At 69.4% G+C, this 23,351-nt stretch carries 20 protein-coding genes and 1 tRNA gene; 7 read left to right on the top strand and 14 right to left on the bottom strand.

Features of this window, described 5'->3' with window-relative positions:
• Nucleotides 1–12 precede the first annotated feature (12 nt).
• Genes pknB through AC2D10_RS11330 form a run of 7 tightly spaced genes read right to left on the bottom strand, consistent with a single transcriptional unit; the run spans nt 13 to nt 8,920 of the window.
• Nucleotides 13–1,704, bottom strand: a complete 1,692-nt coding sequence (pknB, locus tag AC2D10_RS11360; protein ID WP_484707785.1) for a Stk1 family PASTA domain-containing Ser/Thr kinase — start codon at nt 1,702–1,704, stop codon at nt 13–15.
• 43 nt (nt 1,705–1,747) lie between these two features.
• A complete protein-coding gene (locus AC2D10_RS11355) occupies nt 1,748–3,508 on the bottom strand; it encodes a protein kinase domain-containing protein (protein WP_484707784.1) in 1,761 nt (586 codons plus the stop codon).
• Nucleotides 3,505–4,959 carry a peptidoglycan D,D-transpeptidase FtsI family protein gene (locus AC2D10_RS11350; RefSeq protein ID WP_484707783.1) on the bottom strand — a complete coding sequence of 485 codons (1,455 nt, stop codon included), beginning with the start codon at nt 4,957–4,959 and terminating at the stop codon, nt 3,505–3,507. Before AC2D10_RS11350 ends, AC2D10_RS11355 begins: the two co-directional genes overlap by 4 nt.
• Nucleotides 4,956–6,341 (bottom strand): FtsW/RodA/SpoVE family cell cycle protein, encoded by a 1,386-nt coding sequence (locus AC2D10_RS11345; RefSeq protein WP_484707782.1) that lies wholly within the window; start codon nt 6,339–6,341, stop codon nt 4,956–4,958. The genes AC2D10_RS11350 and AC2D10_RS11345 overlap by 4 nt, the downstream gene beginning before the upstream one ends.
• Nucleotides 6,338–7,660, bottom strand: coding sequence for a PP2C family protein-serine/threonine phosphatase (locus tag AC2D10_RS11340; RefSeq protein WP_484707781.1), 1,323 nt, complete (start codon nt 7,658–7,660; stop codon nt 6,338–6,340). The genes AC2D10_RS11345 and AC2D10_RS11340 overlap by 4 nt, the downstream gene beginning before the upstream one ends.
• Before the next feature lie 7 nt (nt 7,661–7,667).
• On the bottom strand, nt 7,668–8,207 hold the full coding sequence (locus tag AC2D10_RS11335; RefSeq protein WP_484707779.1) for an FHA domain-containing protein FhaB/FipA: 540 nt from the start codon (nt 8,205–8,207) through the stop codon (nt 7,668–7,670).
• Entirely contained in the window at nt 8,204–8,920 is a 717-nt protein-coding gene (locus AC2D10_RS11330; protein ID WP_484707778.1) for an FHA domain-containing protein, read from the bottom strand. Before AC2D10_RS11330 ends, AC2D10_RS11335 begins: the two co-directional genes overlap by 4 nt.
• 144 nt (nt 8,921–9,064) lie before the next feature.
• Between AC2D10_RS11330 and AC2D10_RS11325 the strand changes: the two genes are divergently transcribed.
• The 6 genes from AC2D10_RS11325 (at nt 9,065) to AC2D10_RS11300 (ending at nt 15,014) form a co-directional block, all read left to right on the top strand.
• A tRNA-Leu gene (locus tag AC2D10_RS11325) sits at nt 9,065–9,147 on the top strand.
• 80 nt (nt 9,148–9,227) lie between these two features.
• Complete coding sequence (locus AC2D10_RS11320; RefSeq protein ID WP_484707777.1) at nt 9,228–9,959, top strand: alpha/beta fold hydrolase; 732 nt, start codon at nt 9,228–9,230, stop codon at nt 9,957–9,959.
• Nucleotides 9,960–10,011: 52 nt separating this feature from the next.
• Entirely contained in the window at nt 10,012–10,812 is an 801-nt protein-coding gene (locus AC2D10_RS11315; protein ID WP_484707776.1) for a siderophore-interacting protein, read from the top strand.
• 590 nt (nt 10,813–11,402) lie between these two features.
• Nucleotides 11,403–12,188: an SDR family NAD(P)-dependent oxidoreductase gene (locus AC2D10_RS11310; protein ID WP_484707775.1), complete on the top strand. Its 786-nt coding sequence runs from the start codon at nt 11,403–11,405 to the stop codon at nt 12,186–12,188.
• Nucleotides 12,189–12,252: 64 nt separating this feature from the next.
• Nucleotides 12,253–13,242: an aldo/keto reductase gene (locus AC2D10_RS11305; protein WP_484707773.1), complete on the top strand. Its 990-nt coding sequence runs from the start codon at nt 12,253–12,255 to the stop codon at nt 13,240–13,242.
• A 110-nt stretch (nt 13,243–13,352) separates the two neighbouring features.
• Entirely contained in the window at nt 13,353–15,014 is a 1,662-nt protein-coding gene (locus AC2D10_RS11300) for a RecQ family ATP-dependent DNA helicase (protein WP_484707772.1), read from the top strand.
• A 24-nt stretch (nt 15,015–15,038) separates the two neighbouring features.
• Here the strand turns inward: AC2D10_RS11300 and AC2D10_RS11295 are convergent, their stop codons facing one another.
• Nucleotides 15,039–15,602, bottom strand: a complete 564-nt coding sequence (locus tag AC2D10_RS11295; RefSeq protein WP_484707771.1) for a dihydrofolate reductase family protein — start codon at nt 15,600–15,602, stop codon at nt 15,039–15,041.
• A gap of 70 nt (nt 15,603–15,672) precedes the next feature.
• Between AC2D10_RS11295 and AC2D10_RS11290 the strand changes: the two genes are divergently transcribed.
• On the top strand, nt 15,673–16,239 hold the full coding sequence (locus AC2D10_RS11290) for a TetR/AcrR family transcriptional regulator (protein WP_484707770.1): 567 nt from the start codon (nt 15,673–15,675) through the stop codon (nt 16,237–16,239).
• Nucleotides 16,240–16,439: 200 nt separating this feature from the next.
• Here the strand turns inward: AC2D10_RS11290 and AC2D10_RS11285 are convergent, their stop codons facing one another.
• The 6 genes from AC2D10_RS11285 to AC2D10_RS11260 form a co-directional block, all read right to left on the bottom strand.
• Complete coding sequence (locus tag AC2D10_RS11285) at nt 16,440–17,402, bottom strand: sugar kinase (protein WP_484707769.1); 963 nt, start codon at nt 17,400–17,402, stop codon at nt 16,440–16,442.
• A complete protein-coding gene (locus tag AC2D10_RS11280) occupies nt 17,399–18,043 on the bottom strand; it encodes a bifunctional 4-hydroxy-2-oxoglutarate aldolase/2-dehydro-3-deoxy-phosphogluconate aldolase (protein ID WP_484707768.1) in 645 nt (214 codons plus the stop codon). Before AC2D10_RS11280 ends, AC2D10_RS11285 begins: the two co-directional genes overlap by 4 nt.
• Nucleotides 18,033–19,259, bottom strand: a complete 1,227-nt coding sequence (manD, locus tag AC2D10_RS11275) for a D-mannonate dehydratase ManD (protein ID WP_484707767.1) — start codon at nt 19,257–19,259, stop codon at nt 18,033–18,035. Before manD ends, AC2D10_RS11280 begins: the two co-directional genes overlap by 11 nt.
• 67 nt (nt 19,260–19,326) lie before the next feature.
• Nucleotides 19,327–20,718 (bottom strand): MFS transporter, encoded by a 1,392-nt coding sequence (locus tag AC2D10_RS11270; RefSeq protein ID WP_484707766.1) that lies wholly within the window; start codon nt 20,716–20,718, stop codon nt 19,327–19,329.
• 76 nt (nt 20,719–20,794) lie between these two features.
• Complete coding sequence (locus tag AC2D10_RS11265) at nt 20,795–21,799, bottom strand: L-idonate 5-dehydrogenase (protein WP_484707765.1); 1,005 nt, start codon at nt 21,797–21,799, stop codon at nt 20,795–20,797.
• On the bottom strand, nt 21,796–23,292 hold the full coding sequence (locus tag AC2D10_RS11260; RefSeq protein WP_484707764.1) for a mannitol dehydrogenase family protein: 1,497 nt from the start codon (nt 23,290–23,292) through the stop codon (nt 21,796–21,798). Before AC2D10_RS11260 ends, AC2D10_RS11265 begins: the two co-directional genes overlap by 4 nt.
• Nucleotides 23,293–23,351: the final 59 nt, after the last annotated feature.

The raw sequence follows: 23,351 nt of genomic DNA, 5'->3' as shown, positions 1-23,351 counted from the left end.
GCTGCTGACTCGTCAGCCGCCGGTGCAGTACCGCAGTTCGACCGTCGCCCCGACGGGCACGTCGCCCGGCGCGACCGACATCGACGAGACCGTCGGCGGGGTCGTGGCCGGGCAGTCGGCGGATTCGACGGGCGTGGCCACGAGACCCAGCTCGGTGAGGTTCTCGGTGGCGGCCTCGACGGTCCATCCGACGACGTCCGTCAGCGTCACCTTGCCACTGGCGACGACCAGGTTGACGACGGTCTTGGGGGCCACCTCGGCCTCGGCCTCTTCGCTCGCCGAGATCACGGTGTCGGCCTGCAGGCCGTTGTCGTTGCGTTGCATCACGGTGCCCAGCTCGAGACCGGCCGCCGTGAGCGCTCTTCGGGCATCGGCCAGCGACATGCCCTCCAGGGCGGGAACCACCACCGTCTCGACGCCCGACGAGACGTAGACCGTGACGGCCTCGCCCTCGTTCAGCACCACACCCGGCTCGGGGTCGGTGCGGATGACGTTGCCCTTCGTGATCGACGTACTCGACTCGATCACCAGGTTCGCCGTGAGGTCGAGTTCGGCGAGATCGTTCTGCGCGCGCTCCGACGACACGTTCACGAGGTCGGGCACGATACGCGAGGTGACGGGAACCTCGGGCGGACGCATGCTGATCGTCACGACCCAGAACGTCACCGAGACCAGCAGCACCGCGAGCAGGGCCACTCCGGCCCAGACCCACGCGACGGGAGGCCCCGACTGCGTGCGCGTCATCGTGTTGTCGCTGCTGAGCTGACGCAGGGACCGGGCGGTCTCCTGCGCCTGACGCGGGCTCGGTCCGTAGAGCTCGCTCGTGAGTGCGCCCAGCTGCTTGCGACTCGGCGCGCTGCCCGTGACGGCCGTGTCGAGTGCCGCGCGGAAGGACGCCGCATCCGGATACCGCTGGTACGGGTCCTTGGCGAGGGCGCGCAGCACGATCGGGTCGAGCGCGCCCGGGGCGTCTTCGTTGACCTCGGTCGGCGGCAGCGGCGTCTCGCTGACGTGCTGATAGGCCACGGCCACGGGCGATTCGCCGCGGAACGGCTGGCGTCCCGTGAGCAGCTCGTAGAGCACGACGCCGGTGGAGTACAGGTCGGCGCGCGAGTCGACGGGCTCGCCCTTGGCCTGCTCGGGCGAGAAGTAGGCGGCCGTGCCGATGATCTGGGTCGTCTCGGCCACGGTCGACGACGAGTCGGACACCGCGCGCGCGATGCCGAAGTCCATGACCTTGACCTGGCCCTTCTCGGTGACCATGACGTTGCCGGGCTTGATGTCGCGGTGCACGACGCCCGCGCGGTGCGAGTAGTCGAGTGCTTCGAGGATGCCGTCGACGTAGCGCACGGCCTCGTCGAGCGGAACCGGACCGGCCGAGATGATGTCTTTCAGCAGCCGCCCGCTGATGAGCTCCATCACGATGTAGGGCGGGTCGTCCGAGGGGTTGTCGGGCGTGGACGGGTCTCCGGCGTCATAGACGCGCACGATCGACGGGTGCGACATGCGCGACGCGGCCTGCGCTTCGAGGCGGAAACGCGTGCGGAACGCGGTGTCGCGGGCGAGCTCGGGATCGAGGATCTTGATCGCGACCTCGCGGCCCAGCGTCAGGTCCTGGCCGCGGTAGACCTTGGCCATGCCGCCGTGCCCGATGAGTTCGCCGACGCGGTACCTACCCGCGAGAATGCGCGGCTCTTCGGACACGTACTACCCCCCTGGAACGACTGACAACTGCGATGGAACAAGGCTACCCTTGGGTGTCTTCGCCGCCGTCCTCGGGGTCGGTCTTCGGATCAGCCGTGATCGCACCCGACTGGCCCTGGTTCGACATCTCCGACGGGCGGTCGCCGCAGAACGCGCGGTAGGTCGCGGTGACGACCTGACCGACCTTGCCGGCGTCGACCTTGATCGGGCTCGTGCGGGTGTTCGGGTCGAAGTTCGACACCGTCTGCCCGTTCGGGAAGGTCGCGTTGGTGATCGTGACCTCGTACGCACTGAGGTTGCCGGTGCCCGAGGGACACGAGAACGCCGTCCAGTTGAGGGTCGCCGTGGCGCCCTCGGTGAACGTTCCGGAGAACGTCGGCGGGTTCTGCGGCTTGCCGACGGCAACCTGGTCGGCGTAGAGGTACAGGGTGATCTCGTCGCCGGGATCGGCCGAGCCGCGGGGCTCGACGCGCTCGACGGCTCCGACGAGGTCGGCCGACGGCGCCGTGGTCGTTCCGGTGACGCAGGCGGGCTCGAGCCCCGCGTCACGCGCGGACTGCAGAGCGGCGTCGCACGTGAGGCCGACGAGTCCGAGTCCGTCGATGTCGATCTTCTCGGGCTCGGGCTCCGGCGTGGGAGTGGGCGTCTCGACCGGCGTGGTCTCGACCGGCGCGCTGGAAGTCGGCGGCGGGGCCGTCTGGTCGTCGCCCGGGTTCAGCAGCGCGAACACGGCTCCGGCCAGGACGATCACCAGCAGCGCGATCAGCGCGATCAGGGGCCACGTCCAGGGGCTGCGCTTCTTCTTGGTCTTCTGTGCCGCAGCGCCGTCGCCTGCCGCGTCGGCATCGGTCGGCAGCTGCGCGGTGGTCGGCAGGATGCGGGTGGCGCCCTGCGTGTTGCTCGACGTGAGCAGACGCGTCGCGTCGTCGTCGGAGCCGATTCCACCGGTGGCGATGGCCGGCACCGCGATGGCGGCGGAGTTGAGGTCGCCGCGACGCAGGGCCTGGGCCGCACGGGCGACGGTCGCCGAGGACGACGGCCGATCGGACGGCTTCTTGGCGATCATCGCCATGACGAGGTTCTGCACCGGGATCGGCACAGTCGGCGGCAGCGGCGGGGGCTGCTCGTTGATCTGCGCCATCGCGATCGCGACCTGCGACTCGCCCGTGAACGGACGGCGGCCGGCCAGCGACTCGTACGCCACGATGCCGAGCGAGTAGGTGTCGGTCGCGGGCGAGGCCGGGTGGCCCGACGCCTGCTCCGGCGAGAGGTACTGCACGGTGCCCATGACCTGTCCGGTCGCGGTCAGCGGCACCTGGTCGGCGATGCGTGCGATGCCGAAGTCGGTGATCTTGACGCGTCCGTCGGGCGTGATCAGCAGGTTTCCCGGCTTGATGTCACGGTGCACCAGGCCGGCGGCGTGCGCGGCCTGCAGAGCGGATGCCGTCTGGGCGACGATGTCGAGCGTCTTGTCGGCGCTCAGCGCGCCGTCGCGCTCGAGCACGGTCGACAGGGCCTCGCCGGGAACGAGTTCCATGACGAGGTAGGCGCTGCCGTTCTCCTCGCCGTAGTCGAAGACACTGGCGATGCCCTCGTGGTTGACCAGCGCCGCATGGCGCGCCTCCGCACGGAATCGCTCGAGGAACCCGGGGTCCCCCATGTATTCGTCCTTGAGGATCTTGATCGCGACGGTTCGTCCGATGACGTGATCCGTCGCCTCCCACACCTCGCCCATGCCGCCGATCGCAATACGCGACAGCAGCTCGTAGCGACCACCGAACGACACACCCTGCGTCGGCCTCATCTGCCTAGCACCGCCTCAATGACCTTCTTCGCAATCGGAGCGGCGATGGTGTCGCCGGATCCTGATTGTCCCTGACCGCCGCCGTCTTCGACGACGACTGCTACTGCAACCGTGGGGTCGTTCGCCGGTGCGAAACCGGTGAACCACAATGTATGCGGCCTGTTGCCGTTCTCAGCGGTACCGGTTTTCCCGGCCACGTCGACCCCGTCTATTCTTGCACCCTGTGCCGCACCCGTTGAGACGCTCGCGACCATGGCCGCGGTCACCTCGTCGGCCACGTCGGGCTCCATTGCCCGGCTGAACTCGCTGTTCTCGAACGAACGGATCACCGACAGGTCCTCGCCGATCACCGTGTCGACCATGTGCGGGTTCATCACCGCTCCGTCGTTCGCGATCCCCGCCGCGACCATGGCGATCTGCAGCGGTGTCGCGGTGACCTGCCCCTGACCGAAACCGCTGAGCGCGGTCTGCGCGTCATCGAGCGCCCGCGGGTAGCTCGAGGGCGTGGACTCCAGCGGAGTGGAGAAGCTCTGGTTGAAGCCGAACTTCTCGGCCATCTCGCGGATCGCGTCGTCACCCAGCTCGACGGCGAGCTCGGCCATCGGGATGTTGCAGCTGAGGCGGATCGCTTCGGCGATCGTGACCGTCTCGCCCTCGCCGCACGTGCCGCCCCACGCGTTCGATACGCGGTTCGAGGACCCGGGCAGCGTGTAGGCCACGGGATTCGGCAGAGCGGAGTCCGGCGTGAACTCGCCGCTCGCGAACGCGGCGGCGGCGACGAGCACCTTAAACGTCGACCCGGGTGGGTTGAGGTCGCCGGCGATCGCGCGGTTCGACAGCGGCTTCGCCGGGTCGGCGACCAGCTGGTCGTAGGTCGCGTTCGCGGCATCCGCATCGTGCGTCGCCAGCAGATTCGTGTCGAACCCGGGTGTGGAGGCCATCGCCAGGATGCGTCCGGTCTTCGGCTCGATCGCGACGACCGCGCCCTCGAGGCCGTCGAGCGCCTCGTAGGCCGCGCGCTGCGCCGCGGTGTTCAGCGACAGCTCGATGCTGAAGCCGCTCTGCGGCTGGCCCGAGATGATGCGCTCGATCTCGGCCAGGAAGGCGTTGGAGCCGGTGCCCGAGAGGTCGGCGTTCATGGCCTGCTCGAGGCCGGTGCGCGAGTCGAGGACGGGGTTGTAGTAGCCGGTGACCGGCGCCCACATCGCGGCATCCGTGTACTGACGCTGGAACTGGTAGCGGTCGTCGCTGGGCACGGAGGTCGCGATCGTCACGCCGTCGACGATCATCGAACCGCGCTGGATCTCGTAGCTGTCGAGGCGCGTGCGGGTGTTGTTGCTGTTCTGCGCGAGCGCGTCGGACTCCACGACCTGGATCCAGCTCGTGGCAGCGAAGAGCGCGATGAACATGAACAGGATCACGATGCTCAGGCGGCGTAGTTCACGGGTCATCCGATCACCACCCTCGGCTGGCGGCGGACGCCGTCGGAGATGCGCAGCAGCAGCGCCACGATCAGCCAGTTGGCGACCAGGGACGATCCGCCCGCGGCGAGGAACGGCGTGGTCAGGCCGGTGAGCGGGATGAGCCGCGTCACGCCGCCGACCATGATGAACACCTGCAGGGCGATCGTGAACGACAGGCCCGTCGCGAGCAGCTTGCCGAAGTCGTCCTGCCCGGCGAGGCCGATGCGCACGCCGCGGCTGACGAACACCATGTACAGGCAGAGGATCGCGAACAGCCCGATCAGGCCGATCTCCTCACCCAGGCTGGTGATGATGTAGTCGCTGTGGGCGAGGGGGGTGACGTCAGGGCGCCCCTGGCCCCATCCGGTGCCGACCAGGCCACCGTGCGCGAGGCCGAACAGCCCCTGCATCGGCTGATATCCGGCACCGTCGGGGTCGACCTGCTCGGGGTCGAAGAGGAACAGCCAGTTGATGAAGCGACCGCGCACGTAGCTGAGGATCTGCGTCGCCACGGCGACACCGGCCACCACCAGGGTCAGACCGATCACGACCCAGCTGGTCTTGCCCGTGGCGACGTAGAGCATCGCGACGAACATGCCGAAGATGAGGGTTCCGGTGCCGAGGTCGCGCTGCAGCACGATGATGCCGAGTGAGATCACCCAGACGACCAGCACCGGACCGAGCTCGCGCATACGGGGCCAGGTCATGCCGAGGAACCGGGTGCCGACCGAGGTCAGGCTCTCGCGCGTGCGCACCAGGTAGCCGGCGAAGAAGATCGCGAGGCTGATCTTGGCGAGCTCGCCGGGCTGGAACGCGAAGACCCCGCCGAGCGAGACCCACACCGCCGCGTTGGCGTCGTCGATGCGCAGGCCCGGCACGAACGGCAGCAGCAGCAGCACGATGCCGACGAGTCCGAAGATGTAGGTGTACCGGAACAGCACGCGGTAGTTGCGCAGCAGGATCACGACCGCGATGGCGCCGGCCAGCGAGATGCCCGTCCAGGCGAGCTGTTTGGTGGAGTACGCGCCCCACCCGGTGAAGCCCTTGGCGATGTCGATGCGGTAGATCATCGCGATGCCCAGGCCGGTGAGCAGTGTGGCGATCGGCAGCACGAACGGGTCGGCGTCGGAGGCGACGATGCGCAGCACGATGTGCAGCGCGAAGGCCAACACTGCGAGCCCTCCGCCGATCGCGAGGACCACCGGATCGATCAAACCGAGGGCGCCGAGCTGCACCAGTGTCAGCGATGCGCCGCAGATCGCCAGGGCGAACAGCAGCAGCCAGAACTCGCGGTTGCGCTGCTTCTGCGGGGTGCGGATGCGCCTGAGCGCCTTGATGACGCTGGTGTCGACCGAGACGTCGGTACTCATCCTTCACCGCCGTTCGGGGTCTCGACGGGAACCGGCTCGGTCGGTGCGGGCGTCGGCATCGGTGTCGGCAGGGGAGTGGGCAGCGCGTTGGCGTCGGCGCCCGCGCGCAAGCGGTCGACGATGGCCATCGCATCCGACAGCGACCGGGCCGAGATCGTGCGCTCGACCGACGAGCGCTGGTACTCGGGAAGGTTCGCCAGCAGGATGTCGGTGTCCTCCACCGCGGTCGACAGGGTGATCGGGCCGATGTTCTGCTGCACGCCCTGGAAGATCACCACGCTGTCTTCATCGGCGCCGATGAAGTAGCGCGTCTGCGTCCAGCTGTAGGCGGCGAACGCGGCGAACGCGAGCACGGCGAGCACGACGAGCGTGCTGGCGATCCAGCCGAGGCGGCGGCGCTTGGCGCGCCGGCGGTCTTCTTCGATGAGCTCTTCGAGGTACTCGGCGGCGGGCTCGAAGTGGCTGGGCTCGTTCGCGGCCTGGCGCACCGGGTGCAGCCAGTTCGAGCGCTGCGGGCGAGCAGAAGGAACGAGGATGCCGGACGGCGTGGCCGCCGCGCCGACGATCGTCGCGGTGCCCGAGGAGAGCGGGTGATGCCCGCCCACGTCGACGAGCACGATCGTGACGTTGTCGGGGGCTCCGCCGTCGAGGGCCTGCTTGAGGAGGTTGTCGGCCGTTCGGCCCGGAGCCATGCCCAGGCGCATCACCTTGAGCATGCGGGTCTCGTCGACCACGCCCGAGAGTCCGTCGGAGCAGAGCAGCCAGCGGTCACCCGGCTGCGTCGGCATCACGAACATGTCGAGCTCGGGATCGGAGTCCATGTCGCTCAGCACGCGCATCAGCACCGAACGACGCGGGTGGTAGCGCGCCTCTTCGGGAGTGATGCGACCCGAGTCGACCAGTCGCTGCACGAACGTGTGGTCGGCGGTGATCTGCGTCAGCGCCTCGTCGCGGTACAGGTAGATGCGCGAGTCGCCGATGTGGCCGATCACGGCGTAGTCGTCGACCATGATGATCGCGCTGACGGTGGTGCCCAGGCCCGCGAGCTCGGGGCGCTCCCTGGCGGCGCGGATCAGGTCGCCGGCAGCCGTCGTGACCGCGGCCTGCAGCGAGGCCTGCGCGTCGTCGGTGGTGGCGTAGCCCTGGTCCAGCGGCTCGAGACGCTCGATCGCGATGGTCGATGCGACGTCTCCACCGGCGTGGCCGCCCATGCCGTCGGCGACGGCGAACAGGTTCGCCCCGGAGTAACCGGAGTCCTGGTTGTTGGAGCGGATCTTCCCGGTGTGGGAGATCGCGGCGCTCGAGCCTTCGAAGACCATGCGGGCGTCAGGCTCGCAGCTCGAACGTCGTGGCGCCCACCTTGATGGGCGTGCCGAGAGCGAGGGAGACGGGCGGACCGGTGACGCGCTGGCCGGCCACGAACGTGCCGTTGGTGGAGTCGAGATCCTGGATCGCCCACGCGTCGCCGCGCAGCATCAGGCGTGCGTGGTGGCTCGACGTGTAGTCATCGCGGATCACGAGGGCGGACTCGCTGGAGCGGCCGATCGTGAGGGAATCCGCGCTGAGGGGCAGTTCGAGTCCGGCCTTGGGCCCCGAAGTGATCACGAGGCGCTTGGCGGTCGCGACGGTCGCGGGGCCGGTCGACGCCTTGGCGGATGCCGGCTTCACGGCGGGCTTGGCGGCGGGAGTCGCCGGGGCTGGGGCGGCGGTGTTGCCGTTGCCGACGGATGCCGCGGCCTCGACCGGGAGCTTGCGCACCTTCACGCCGAACAGGTCGGCGCGCAGCGAGTAGACCACGCCGAACACGAAGAACCACAGGATCAGCAGGAAGCCGATCCGCAGCAGCAGAAGGACGAGTTCACTCACGGCATCGTTCCGAACGCGCGGGTGGAGTCGTCCGAGGGCCGCGACGGTGCGGCGACAGGGACGATCCGGAACACGAGGTCGGTGCGACCGATCGTGATGGTGGTGTCGGTGGGCAGTGCGGCCTCGCGGAGCTTCTGGCCGTCGACCTTGGTGCCGTTGGTCGACCCCATGTCGCGCATCATGGCGCGCTCGCCGTCCCACAGGATCTCGGCGTGCTTGCGGCTCGAACCGGCATCCGCGATGGTGATGTCGGCATCCGTTCCCCGACCGATCACCGTGCGTGCCTTGGTGATCGTGTGGCGGCGACCGTCGACGTCGACCACGGCCTGCCAGCTGACGCGGCTCTCGACCGTGCCCGAGCTCACCTGCACGGTGCCGGTGCTGACCTTCTCGTCGGCCTCAAGCGAGATCGACAGCGCGCCCGAGAAGCTGTAGCCCTGGGCCTTCGCGTGCTTGGTGAGAAGAGTGTGCAGCTCATCGGTCAGCGCGTTGCCGAGACCGCGCATGCGCTCGGCGTCGTCGGTGCTCAGACGCACCACGTAGCTGTTGGGCGTGATGATGCGATCACGGCTCACGACGGCAGCCTTCGTATCGGCTTCACGCCGCAGTGCCGAAGCGATCTCCACAGGCTGGATGCCGCTGCGGAAGGTCTTCGCGAAGGCGCTGTTCACAGCGCGCTCGAGACCCTTCTCAAAGCTGTCAAGTAGTCCCACTGGGCTCCTCTGGCATGCCGACCGGTAGGCCCATCGTAGCCAGGTGACCTGGGGGAACGCCGCCGACCCCCGGTTTCGGGTGTGCAACGAGGCCGAAATCTAGTGATATCCTCGAAAAGTTGAGTTCTTCGGAACGAGACGCTCGCGCGAGTGGCGGAATGGTAGACGCGCTGGCTTCAGGTGCCAGTGTCCTTATGGACGTGGGGGTTCAAGTCCCCCCTCGCGCACAGCGAGTTGAAAGGCCCGGTCCGGTGGACCGGGCCTTCTTCGTGTGCCCGGCGCCCGCGCCGCGGAGGAGAATGGCGGCATGCGACTGCACTCGACGACGACCGGCACCGGCGAACTGCACGTGGGACTGATCCACGGACTCGGTGCCGCCGAGTCGACGTGGCATCCCCTGATCGAACGGATGCTGGCGACGGGCCGTTACACGGTGACGACGGTCGATCTGCGCGGACACGGTGACAGCGACCGAGCGACCTCCTATGCACTGGCCGACCTCGCGGATGACGTCGCCGAGGCCCTGCCGCAGGGGCTGCACAGCGTGGTCGGTCACTCCCTCGGCGGGGCGGTGCTCGTGCGTGCGGTGGCGCGGCTGCAGCCGGACCACGCGATCTACCTCGACCCCGGATTCGGCCTCACGCTGCCGACGACCGGCCTCGCGGGCAAGGCGTTCTGGGCGGTGCCGCCGCTCACGCTCGGCGTCATGGGGCTTCTGCAGGCGCGGAAGGGCGCCGCGGCGCGTGAGGCTCTCAGCGCCGACATCCGCGCGGCCATGAAGCAGAGTCAGAAGCAGTTCGACGCGAAGATGGCGACGGGCGTGTTCCGCGAGGTCGCCTTCCACCCGGTCGCCATCGCGCCTCCGGCCGTTCCCTCGACCATCGTGCTCTCCGACGACTCGCCTGCCGTGCTGCCCGATGCCATGGCCGCTGAGCTCGAGCGGGAGGGGTGGAGCATCCGTCACCTCGACGGCATGCGGCACGACATGCACCTGGAGGACCCGGATCGGACGTTCGCGCTGATCGAGGACGTGCTGTAGATCGCTGACCTGATCGGGCCTCGCGCCCCGCGAGGCCGGGCAGACTGGGGAGATGACGTCAGAACAGCCTCGTAAAGGCCCCTCCCAGGCGGTCCTCACCGTGCAGCAGGTGCAGCAGATCAGCCCCGACCTGATCCGCATCACGGCGGGCGGAGACGGCTACGACGCGTTCAACGACAACGTCTACACCGACAAGTACGTGAAGATCCTGTTCGCGGATCCGCGCCACGGACTCACTCCTCCGTACGACCTTGCGGCGCTGCGCGTGGACAGCCCGGAGAAGCTGCCGACGCCGCGCACGTACACGATCCGCGCGGCCGACCCCGCGGAGCGTCGCCTGGTGATCGACTTCGTCGTGCACGGCGACGAGGGCGTCGCAGGACCATGGGCGCGGGTCGCGCAGCCCGGTGACACGATCGTCGTCAGCGGTGCCGGCGGTGGTTATCGGCCGGATCCGGAGGCGGCGTGGCATCTGCTCATCGGAGACCACACCGCCCTGCCCGCGATCTCGTCGGCGCTCGAGGCGATGGACGCATCGATGCAGGGGCATGTGCTGCTCACGGTCGCCCACGACGCCGACCGCATCCTGCCCGAGGCGCCCGCGGGCGTGATCGTGAGGTGGATGCGGACCGACGACGAGCTCCTGGCCGCGCTCGGCGACCTTGCGTGGGCCGACGGTGACCCGCACGTCTTCGCGCATGGGGAACGCGGCACGATCAAGCAGGTGCGTGCGCTGCTGAAGCAGCACGGGGTGCCGCGCGAGTCGCTGTCAATCTCGGCCTACTGGGCGCGCGGCCGGGCCGAGGATCAGTTCCAGGCGGAGAAGCGGGAGCCGATCGGCCAGATCGAGTAGTCGAACGGATGCCGTCGGGTCACACCGAGGGCATCCACCCCTTCTCGTCGCGGATCGCGCCGGTGATGCGCCTGCTCATTGTGCGCAGCTGCGTCGCCTGCGCGGGCGTGAGCGCATCGAAGACGAGTCGGCGCACCAGGGCGGTATGGCCGGGTGCGGCGGCGCGTGCAGCATCCGTTCCTTCATCTGTCAGCGTGGCCAGGGTGATGCGCCCGTCGCGCGGATCGGGCGCCCTGCGCACCCAGCCCTTGGCCTCGAGCCGAGCGACGGCGCGAGAGGCGCGAGAGCGTGCTGTTGGCGTAGCCGGCCAGTTCGCTCATGCGCAGCGTGCGTTCGTCGGCCTCGGCGAGGGCGAACAGGATGCCGTACTCGAAGTGGCTGAGGCCGGAGTCGCGCTGCAACTGGGCGTCGAGCGCGGCGGGCAGCCACTCCAGGAGGGTGGCGAGGGCCGACCAGGTGTCGAGTTCGTCCGTGGTCAGCGGGTCCTGTTCCGTCATGGCTCCAGCCTAGGGCTGACTTGCTCAGGAAAGTGATTATCCCGTACGGTTACTTTCTCAAGCAAGTAATCAACGGCGGAAGGTGGGCGGACGATGGATCTCGATCTCGCAGGCAGAAGAGTCTTCATCACTGGGTCGACGCAGGGCATCGGGTACGCGGTGGCGGCGTCGTGTGCGGCGGAGGGGGCGGCCGTCGTCCTCAACGGTCGTGCGGCGGAACGGCTGGACGAGGCCGTGGCGCGGCTGCGAGCCGAAGTACCCGGAGCGGATGTCACGGGAATCGCCGCGGACCTGGCCGAGGGGTCGCAGGTGAACGCTCTGCTGGACGAGCTCGGCGAGGTGGACGTGGTGGTGAGCAACGCCGGCGTCTTCGATGTCGCGGACTTCGACGACATCGACGACGACGAATGGTCGCGCTACTTCGCCCTGAACACGATGAGCACGGTGCGGTTGGCGCGGGGAGTGCTGCCCGGCATGCTCGCTCGCGGTTGGGGGCGCATCATCGTGATCGGGACGGAGTCGGCGGTGGATGTGCCGACGAACATGATCCACTACGGCGCGACGAAAGCGGCCGCGCTCGCCGTGGCCAACGGCCTCGCCAAACTCACGCGCGGCACGGGAGTCACGGTGAACACCGTGCTGGGCGGACCCACCTACTCCGACGGTGTCGCGGCGGCCGTCGAGCAGATCGCGGCGCTCCAGTCGGTCCCCGTCGAGGCGCTGAAGTCGCAACTCGTGCGCGACACCTCTCTGCTGCAGCGGTTCATCGAGCCGCGCGAGATCGCGAGTCTCGTGACGTATCTGGCGAGCCCGCTGTCGTCGGCGACGAACGGTGCCGCACTGCGGGCCGACGGTGGGGTGCTGACGACTGTGCTGTGATCGGACCGGATGTCGGACCCGCGTGCCAGGCTGGACGCACAAGGATCAGCGAGGGGGATCGACGATGCTCGAGGCGACAGACAGTGTGCGGTTGGGAAAGACGGGGTTGCGGATCTCGCCGATCGTCCTCGGATGCATGAGCTTCGGCGCGCCGGATCGCGGCACGCATCGCTGGTCGCTCGACGAGGAGACCAGTCGACCGCTCATCCGCCGGGCGCTCGAGGCGGGCATCACGACCTTCGACACGGCAGACGTCTACTCCGACGGCACGAGTGAGGAGTTCGTCGGTCGTGCGCTCGGCGACTTCGCCCAGCGCGACCAGGTGGTGATCGCCACGAAGGTGCACGGACGCATGGGACCGGGCGCGAACCAGGCGGGCCTCAGCCGCGCGCACATCCTCTCGGGCATCGACGCGAGCCTGCGCCGACTCGGCACCGACCACGTGGACCTCTACCAGACGCACCGCTGGGACCCCGAGACCCCGATCGAGGAGACGATGGAAGCCCTCCACGACGTGGTGCGCGCGGGCAAGGCGCGATACATCGGTGCGTCGTCGATGTGGGCGTGGCAGTTCGCCAAGGCGCAGCACGTCGCTGCGCAGAACGGCTGGACCCCGTTCGTGTCGATGCAGGATCAGTACAACCTGCTGCAGCGGGAGGAGGAGCGCGAGATGCATCCGCTCTGCCTCGATGCGGGCGTCGGCGTGCTGCCGTGGTCGCCCCTGGCGCGCGGGAGACTCACACGCGACTGGGATGAGACGACGGCACGGACCGCGACGGACGAGTTCGGCGCCACGCTGTATCGCCGAGAGGAGGAGTCGAATCGCGCGATCGTCGACGCGGTGGCTCGGGTCGCCGCAGAACGCGGGGTCTCGCGGGCTCAGATCGCCCTCGCCTGGGTCGCGCAGCAGTCGGCGGTGACGGCGCCGATCGTGGGTGCCACGCGGGCCGAGCACATCGACGATGCGGTGGCGTCGACCGGCATCCGGCTGGAGTCGGCCGAGCTCGCGCAGCTCGAGAGTGCGTACACCCCGCGGGAGCCGGAGGGCTTCTGAGCGACACGGCGTCGCCTATCGCGGCACCCCCGAGAGGTCAAGGTCCTCGCGTTGGGCCGGGCGCTCGGCTTGAGTGGACGCTCCACCCCCGACTCGAAGGATGCTGCCGCGTGACCACGACCCCGACCCTCGCCGACGCCAGACGCACCGCTCGCGAGGCGTTCGGATGGGACACGTTGCTGCCGGGGCAGGCCGAGGCGATCACCTCGGTCGTCCGCGGCCGTGACACGCTCGTGGTCTTTCCGACGGGCGCCGGCAAGTCGGCCGTCTACCAGATCGCCGGGCTCGAACTCGGGGGGGTGACCCTCGTCATCTCGCCCCTGCTGGCGCTGCAGCGCGACCAGGTCGCCTCGATCGACGCCGCCCCCGACGCCCCGGCGGCGGTCGCGCTGAACTCCCGCTCGTCGGCGCGAGCCGAGCGCGAGGCCTGGGCCGCGATCGAGAGCGGCGAGCCCGTGTACGTCTTCCTCGCGCCTGAGCAGCTCGCCCGTGACGAGGTGCTGCGTCGGCTCGTCGCGGCCGACGTGCGGCTGCTGGTCGTCGACGAAGCGCACTGCGTGTCGGCGTGGGGCCACGACTTCCGCCCCGACTACGCGCGGATCGGCGACGCGGTGGGGCCCCTGGGGCATCCGCCGATCCTCGCTCTCACCGCCACCGCGTCGTCGCCGGTGCGGACAGACATCATCGAACGCCTGGGCATGCGCGACCCGCACCTGGAAGTGCGCGGGATGGACCGCCCCGAGATCCACCTCGCCGTGCGCCGATACGAAGACGACGCGACGAAGCGCCGGGCCGTGATCGACGAGGTGGCCGCCGAACTGGGAGCGGCGCTGCTGTACGTCGCCACGCGGCGCGAGACCGAGGAGTACGCAGCGGAACTTTCTGAGCGCGGGCGCCGCGCGGCCGCGTATCACGGGGGCATGAGCGCGAAAGCGCGCGATGCGGTGCACGAGGACTGGTCGGCGGGGCGACTCGATGTCGTGGTCGCGACCTCGGCGTTCGGAATGGGGATCGACAAGCCCGACGTGCGACTCGTCACGCATGCCGACGTCACCGAGTCGCTCGACGCGTACGCGCAGGAGATCGGGCGCGCGGCGCGTGACGGTGAGCCGGCGCGGGCCGTGCTGCACTACCGCCCGGAAGACTTCTCGGTGCGCTCGTTCTTCGCCGGGGGGCGCGCCAAGCCCGCTGCCGTCACGGCGGTGTGGACGGCGCTGACCCATGCCGAGGGCCGGGTGCGCGCGACGGCGGTCGCAGAGGTCGGCGGCGTTTCGGTGCGCGTGGCCTCCCGCGTGCTCGGAGCGCTCGTCGCCGTGGGGGCGGCCACGTCGACCGCGAAGGGCTTCGCCGCGGTGGCCGGTCGCACCCGCGACGACGTCGTGGACGCCGTGCGGGCCGAAGACGATGCGCAGCGCCGCATCCGTGAATCGCGCATCGCGGTCATGCGGGCGTACGCCGAAGCCGTGCGGTGCCGCCGCATCGCGCTGCTGGACTACTTCGGTGTGGAGGCGCCGGATGCCTGTGGCGCGTGCGATCGGTGCGATGCGCTCGCCGCGGACGGACGGGAGGGTGAGCCGCGAGAGGTCGCGTCGCGAGGGGTTGACGGGGGTTCGGACGACCTGCGCCCCGACGACGCCGTGCAGCACGCGGAATGGGGAGCGGGGACCGTCGTCAGCGTCGAGGCCGACCGCATGACGGTGTTCTTCGAGCAGCAGGGGTACAAGGTCGTGGCGCGCGAGGCGCTCGAGCGCGGCATCCTCGACGTGGCCTGATCACCTGTCCTGCCGCGCGACCGATCAACCGCGACGCACCAGCTCCGACATCACCACGCCCGACTCGAAGGCCGTCGTCTCGACTGCATCGAACAGCGTCGGGTCGTAGGGAAGGCCGCCGAACAGCGGAATGCCGGCACCGAACAGCAGCGGCTGCCGCTTGAGCACCAGCCGATCGATCTCGCCGACCAACTGCGCGGCGAGTGCACCGCCGCCGCAGAGCCAGATCGCCCCGCCGTCTTCCTGCTTGAGCCGCCGCACGACGTCGGTCGGATCCTCGTCGGTCACCTCGAGGTTCTCGCCCTCAGCCGTCCGCGTGCGGCTGAACACGATCTGCCGCAGGTGCCGATACGGACTCGCGACTCCTCCCACGGCGTAGGTGTTCCACCCCATCAGCACGGTGTCGAACAGCGAACGTTCCTGCACGATGCCGAGCGCCCGCGCCGCATCGGTCGGAACCGTGTCGGCGAAACGCCGGTTGATGGCATCCATATGGTCGCCCTCGAACAGGAAGGCGTCGAACTCGCCGTTCGGTCCGGCGATGAAGCCGTCGAGGGTGACGGCGACGTAGTAGACCAGTTCTCGCATGATTCTCCATCACGACATCTGTTGTGGTTGACAGTACAACAGCTGTCGTGGTTGCGCTAGGGTCGGTTGCATGGTGAAGAACGACTCGCGGCGGCGGACGATCGCGGATGCCGGGCTCGGGGTCCTAGCGCGCGAAGGCTCACGCGGGCTCACTCACCGCGCCGTCGATGTCGCCGCCGGTGTGCCGACGGGCACCACATCGAACTACTTCCGCAGCCGTGACGCGCTGATCGAAGGAATGGTCGAGCGCATCGGCGAGCGACTCGCCCCGACGGCGGACGACCTCGCGCGGCGCGCATCCGCCGAGCCAGGACCTGCGCTCTTCGCCGACTACGTCCGCGACATCGTGCGTCGCCTCACGGACGATCGAGATGTCACTCTGGCGCTGTTCGAACTGCGACTCGAGGGCGGGCGGCGCCCCGAAGTCGCCGCCGTGCTGGGAGCCTGGCAGCGCGCGGGGTTCGAGGATGACGTCGCGTTCAACTCCGCGGCGGGGCTGCCGGGCGGGCGACGCGAGATCGCCCTGTTCCACTACGCCATCGACGGCCTGCTGCTCGATCGTCTGACGACGCCCATCGACCCCGAGACGTCGGTCGACGACGTGATCGACGCCCTGGTGGCGGGCCTGATCCGCTGACTCCTGCGGCGCCCTCCCTGCCGAGTGCACGGGATGCTGCCGAGTGCACGGCTTGTTGGCGCAAAGAGTCCGTGCGCTCGCCGCGAAGCCGTGCACTCGGCGAGGTGAGGAGGGATGCCGGGGTGAGCGGGGATGCTGGGCGGGGCGAGGGATGCCGAGGCGAGGGATGCCGGCGGGGCGAGGGTGACGCGGTCAGCGCGTCAGCGCCGGACGGGGTCGGCGTCGCCCGCCAGGAACCGCTCGAGGTCGCGCAGTGTGGGCGCGGCCTCCCAGTCGCCCGGCACCAGGCACGCCATCGCGCCGCAGGCGTTCGCCCGGCGGAGCGTCGCCTGCACGTTCGCACCCTCGAGCAGCGCGCTGAGGTATCCCGCCACGAAGGCATCGCCCGCGCCGACGGTGTCGACCGCGTCGATCGGGAATCCGGGGGACTCCACCACGGACTCGCCGGTGAACACCGTCGCCCCGCCGGGTCCTTGCTTGAGCACCGTCGTCGCGCATCCGGCGTCGCGCAGCAGTGCAGCCGCTTCGACCGCCGCCGCCTCGGGATAGAGGATCGCGAACTCGTCCTCACCGCCGAACACGATGTCGGCGCGCTCGGCGATCTCGCGCAAGATCGGACCGGCCACGGATGCCGCGGCCAGCGCCGACCGGTAGTTGATGTCGAAGCTCACCGGCACGCCGGCATCGCGCGCACGATCGACCGCGGCGAGCACCGCGTCACGCGCCGAGGGCGACAGGAGCGGGGTGATGCCGGTCACGTGCAGCAGCGACGCGTTCTCGATCCAGCCGTCGGGCAGGTCCGAGTCAGAAACCCGAGACCCCGCCGACCCGGCGCGGTAGTAGTGCACCGCGGTGGATGCCGCGGACGGGCGCTCCTTCACCATAAGGCCGGTCGCGGCATCCGCATCGATCACGGCCCGCACGTCGACGCCCTCGGCACGCACCTCGCGCACCACACGCTCGCCGAGCGAGTCATCGCCGACGCGACCGAGCCACGACACGGGCACGCCGAGCCGGGCCAGCCCGATCGCCACGTTCGTCTCGGCGCCGCCGATGCCCAGCGCCATCCCGTGGGCATGCCGCAGCGAGCCGATCTCGGTCGTGCGCATCAGCGCCATGGTCTCGCCCAGGGTCACCACAGAGGCGGGCGCTGCAAGGTTCACCGCGCGCACACCTCGACGAAGGCCTGCGCCCGGTCACGCAGCGCGCGCAGGTCTCCGCCCGAGAACGCGTCGCCGAGCAGCGGACCGCCCACGCTCACGGCGGCGGCACCCGCCTGCAGCCAGGCCGCGGCTCCCGCCAGATCGCCGCCGCCCGAGGGCACCGCGACCAGATCGGGGAAGGGCCCGCGCAGATCCTTGAGGTAGCCGGGGCCGACCTGCCCCGCGGGGAAGATCTTCACGGCCGAAGCACCGGCCGACCACGACGCGAACAGCTCGGTCGGGGTGAGGCCGCCGGGCACGATCGGCACACCGGCATCCGTCGCCTGCTGCACGAACGCGGCCGAGGTGATCGGCGTGACGAGGTAGCGCGCGCCGGCATCGACCGCCCGCGCCAAATCGGTCGCGTTGGTCACGGTGCCCACGCCGAGGTCGGCGACCGCGTCGTACTGCGCGAGCAGCTGCGGCAGCCGATCGAACGTGCCGGGCGTCGTCAGCGTCAGCTCGATGCTGTTGATGCCGGCGTCGACCAGCACGTCGAGCACGGCGTCGTAGTCCTCGGCGCGCTGCGCGCGGGCGACGATGATTAGCCGCGAATCGACGGAGCGCTGCGGCAGGGCGACCCGCACGATCTCACCAGTCATGAACGGTCCCGTCGAGCAGACGGTTCACCGGCAGGTACGCCTTGGTGTACTCGTGGCCGGCCGCGGCATCCTCATCGAGCTCCACACCGAGGCCGGGCTGCTCGCCCGGGTGCAGGAAGCCCTGATCGAACGTGAACGAGGTCTGGAACACCTCGAGCGTCTGCTCATTGTGGGGCATGTACTCCTGGATCCCGAAGTTATGGATCGCGAGGTCGAGGTGCAGCGCCGCTGCCATGCCCACGGGCGAGATGTCGGTCGGGCCGTGGATGCCCGACTTGATGCCGTAGATCGCGGCGAAGTCGAGCAGCTTCTTCATCGCCGTGATGCCACCGGTGTGAGTGACCGCCGAGCGCACGTAGTCGATCAGTCGCTCGGTGATGAGCGTCTGGTAGTCGTGCACCGAGTTGAACACCTCGCCGATCGCGAGCGGGGTGGTGGAGTGCTGACGCACCAGCCGCAGCGCGGTCTGATCTTCGCCGGGGGTGCAGTCCTCAAGCCAGAACAGGTCGTAGGGCTCGATGTCCTTCGCGAAGCGGGCGGCCTCGATCGGCGACATCCGGTGGTGTCCGTCGTGGAGGATGCGCAGGTCGGTGCCGAACTCCTCGCGGATCTGCGAGAACACCCCGGGCATGTGGTTGAGGTAGTTGCGGGTGTCCCACGTCTCCTCGGCGGGACGATCGCCGGAGCGCTTGGCGGGCTCGTAGTCGTAGCGCACACCGGGACCGGCAGCCGAGACGCCGTAGATCTGGCCGAGCCCGGGAACACCGGTCTGCACGCGCACGGCGGTGAAGCCGAGCTCCTTGTAGCCGGTGATCGCGTTCGAGAGCGCGGCGTAGTCGGTGCCCGAGGCGTGGGCGTAGACCCGCACGCCCTCGCGGCTCGCGCCGCCGAGCAGCTGGTACAGCGGCATCCCGGCCTTCTTGGCCTTGATGTCCCACAGCGCCATGTCGACGGCGGCGATCGCGGCCATGGTGACCGGACCCCGGCGCCAGTACGGCCCGCGGTACAGGTACTGCCAGGTGTCTTCGATGCGGTCCTCGTCGCGGCCGATCAGCATCGACGCGACGTGATCGGCGAGGTAGGAGGCGACCGCGAGCTCGCGGCCGTTCAGCGTGGCATCCCCGAGCCCTGTGATGCCGTCGGAGGTCGTGATCTTCAGCGTCACGAAGTTGCGGCCGGGGCTGGTGATGTTGACGTCGACGAGCTCGATGGTCATATCGGTTTCCTCAGTGGTGTGGGTGCGGTCGCCGAGGCGACCGCACCCGGGTCGGTGGTCTGGTCGGTCAGATCGCGTCGCGCGGATCGGTGAGGTCGCGGCCGGCGACCTCCGGCATCCAGATCGACGCGATGAGCGCGCTCAGCGTGAAGATGAACAGCATGATGATGATCGGGATGAACGAGCCGGTGACGGCCGAGACCCATGCGGCGGCGATGACGGGGCCGGCGCCGGTCGCGACGATGGCGGCGATCTCTCGCGCCATGGCGGTGAACGTGTAGCGGTTGCGCGAGCCGAACAGCTCGGGCAGCGTCAGGTTCTCGAGTGAGGCGAAGCTCATCACGGCGAGGTTGTGCAGCACGACGTAGCCGATGAAGACCTGCAGCGTGACGCCGCTGCTGATCATGAGCATCGTCGGGATGATGACGATGAGGGCGACGATCGCCCAGATCATGTACATGCGCTTGCGGCCGAAGCGGTCGCCGAGCCAGCCCGAGAGCGGAACGGTGATGAATGCGACGAGCGACGAGACGATCACGGCGTTGACGCCGATCGAGCGGTCCAGCAGCAGTACGACGGTGATGTAGCTGATGAGGTACGTCTGGATCATGCCCGAGTTGCCGGCCTGGCCGAAGCGCAGCAGGAGTGCGATCGAGAATGCCTTCCAGGGCTTGCGCTGCATCGCCTCGAGGGTGCGGACGTCGCCGGTCTCGGTGGCGAGCTTGTGGGCGTCTTCCTTCGAGAGCGCCTTGCCGTCGACGACGTCGTCGCGCTCCTCGAAGACCGGGGTCTCCTTGAGGTTGAAGCGCACCCAGATGGCGAAGAGCATGATGATCGCGCTGCCGATGAACGGGATGCGCCATGCCCAGTCGATGACCTCCTGCTCGCTGTACGCGACGAGGAGGATCGCCCAGATGCCGGACGCGAGCAGGGTGCCGCAGTTGGTGCCGAGTGCGACGAGCGACGCGATGATGCCGCGGCGCTTCGCCGGTGCGTACTCGGCGAGCATGACGCCGGCGCCGGAGATCTCGGCACCCGCGCCGAAGCCCTGCGCGATACGGAGCAGCACGAGGAGGATCGGCGCGAGGATGCCCACCTGGTTGTACGTCGGCAGGAATCCGATGAGGGTGGTCGCGAGCCCCATCAGCAGGATCGTGTAGAACAGCACCTTCGTGCGACCGGTCTTGTCACCGAGGCGGGCGAAGAAGAACGCGCCGACCGGGCGGGCGACGTAGCCGACGCCGTAGGTCGCCATCGCGGCCACGACGGCGATCGCCGGGTCCTCCGACGAGAAGAACAGATCGGCGAAGACGAGCGCGGCTGCCAGCGAGTACAGCTGGTAGTCCATGAACTCGAGGGCGGTGCCGAGCCACCCGGAGATGGCGGCGCGCACGAGGTCGCGGACGGACCTCTTCGCTGCGGGATCGACGGCCGGAGCCGTCAACTGCGGTTCGGACATGGGAGGTACTCCTTCGGACCAGGAACAGAGGGGGTGGATGTGGTGTGCGTCGTGCGCGGGGGCGCGGGGTGAAGCGCTAGAGGGCCAGCAGGACCTTTGCCGAGGCGGACGAGTCGCGAGCGAGCTCGAACGCCTGGACGGCGTCGGATGCCGGGAGGACATGGGAGACGACGGAGTCGAGGGCGTCGGACTCGGCCAGCATGCGGACCGCGTCGTCGATCTCGGTGGAGAAGCGGAAGGCGCCGCGGATCGTGAGCTCCTTGGCGAGCATGGGGGCGAGGTTCACACCGATGTCGGCGTTCGGGAGCATGCCCACCTGCACGATCGAGCCGGCACGGCGAGCGGCGCGCACGGCCTGCGTCAGCGCGACTCCGACGCCGGAGCACTCGAAGACCACGTCGTAGGACTCGTTCTCGATGGTGTCGCGGCCGACCAGCGAGACCTCGGTCGCGCCGAGAGCCCGGGCGCGGTCGAGAGGCTCGGTGCGCACATCGCTCGCGCCGACGACGGCGGCTCCGGCGTGCAGTGCGGCGGCGACGACCAGAAGACCGATCGGTCCGGCGCCGATCACCAGCACGCGCTTGCCGGTGATGTCACCGGCGAGGCTCACGGCGTGGATGGCGACGGCGAGCGGCTCAGCGAGGGCGGCGCGTTCGAGCGGCAGCCCCTCGGGGAGCACGCGGATCATGGGTGCCTCGACGATCAGCATCTCGGATGCTCCGCCCTGACGGTGCGGGTCTGCCGCGGCGCTGCCGAAGTAGTCGCCGCCCGGGCGCAGGTGCGGGTGGTCTTCGAGGCCCGCGACGACGGGGCCGTAACGGGCGGGGTGCACGGTCACCGGCGTGCCCGGCGCCAGACGACCGGACGGGTCGAGGTCGACCACGCCCGACAGCTCGTGTCCGGGCGTCAGTGGCTCGCGGATCGTGTACTCGCCGTTCGCGCCGTGGAAGTAGTAGTGCAGGTCGGAGCCGCAGATGCCGACGTAGTTCACCCGCAGGCGCACCTCGCCGTCACCGGGAGTGGGGACCTCGCGGTCCTCCCAGCGGATGTCTTCCTTGCCGTGGATGGCGAGAGCCTTCATGGCTGCATCTCCTTCGCGCTGGTGAGTGATGAGGTGAGGGTCTGGGATGCCGTGACGGCGTCGGCGATGGCCGACTCGACGCCTCGACGCTGGATCGTATCGATCAGTTCTCCGACACGGCCGATGAACGCCTCATGCCCGGCGAGTCCGTCGCCGAACAGCTGCAAGTCGGAGATCACGCGCTCGGCGAGCTCGCGTCCGCTGCGCGCGGTGGCGGCGAGAGGGGCGAGGCGCTCGCGCGCGGCATCCGACATCGCGGCGGCGTGCGCGCCCGGGTCGAAACCGCCCAGCGGCGCGATGCACGAGAGGTAGCCGGCGATGGTGAGGGCGATCAGGTGCGGCATCTCGCCACGACCGAGTGCGAGCAGGGCGGGCTCGGGCACCCGCTGGCGCAGCTTGACCGAGCCGTCGGTGCCGACCTGGCTCGTGCGATGGCCGAGCGCGCTGTTTCCCCAGCGCTCGAACAGCTGCGTCTCGTAGTCGCGGATGTCGACGCCCGACGGCACCTCGATCGACGGCTCGTACTCGCCGCGGAGCACGCGGAGCGCGGCACTCGAGATGTCGTCGAGTCCGATCGCCTCGGGGATCGTGCCCACGCCGCGGAGCGCTCCGAGGTACGCGATGAGGGAGTGCGTGCCGTTGAGCAGCCGCACCTTCATCTGCTCGTAGCGCGCCACCTCGGAGGTGAAGACCGCGCCGCCGTTCTCCCACGCCGGGCGTCCGCCGGCGAAGTCGTCCTCGATCGCCCACATGGTGAACGGCTCGGCGGGAACCGGGATCTCGTCGCGTGTGCCGAGGAGCGCGCTGACACGCTCGCGCAGCTCGGGCGTGGTGGCGGGGACGATGCGGTCGACCATGCTCGACGGGAACGAGACCGCGGTGTCGAGGTAGGCGAGCGTGTCGGCGCCCTCGCCGTGAGGCAGCGCCTGCAGGAACTCACGCACGAGCTTCTCGGTGTGTTTTCCGTTGGCTGCGAGGTTGTCGCAGCTGAGCACCGAGATCGGAGCACCCCCGACGGCGGCGCGGGCCTGCAGACCGCGGGCGAGCTGCCCGATGGTCGAGCGGGCCGATCCGCCGGCGAGGTCGCCGCGCACGGTCGCGTCGTCCAGATCGAGGTGCTGGGTGGCCGCGGAGTAGCTGTAGCCGTTCTCGGTGACCGTGAGGGTGACGATGCGGATGCCGGAGTCGGCGATCTGCGCGACGACGCGCTCGGGCTGCTCGGCACCGACGAAGGCGTCGGTGTGCACGCCCGGCACCACAAGGGAGGTGCTGTCGGGGGAGATCGTCGCGACCGAGTAGAGGAGGTTCTGCGCGTGCATCGCGTCGACGACAGTGCGCGAGCGGGAGGCGACGCCGATGATGCCCCAGTCGCCACCGGAGGCGGGGAGGGCCGCGGCGGTGTAGACCGCCTGGTGTGCCCGGTGGAAGCTGCCGAGTCCGAGGTGGAGGATGCCGGCGCGATCGGGCTGAGGGTGATCGGCGATGATCGTCATGTAAACGATGATGTATGAGTTGTACAAACTTGTCAACTCATTTCACATCGACGATGCAC

The organism is Microbacterium sp. PI-SA-G (genome assembly GCF_057215335.1).
This window is presented reverse-complemented; position numbering and strand designations above follow the sequence as displayed.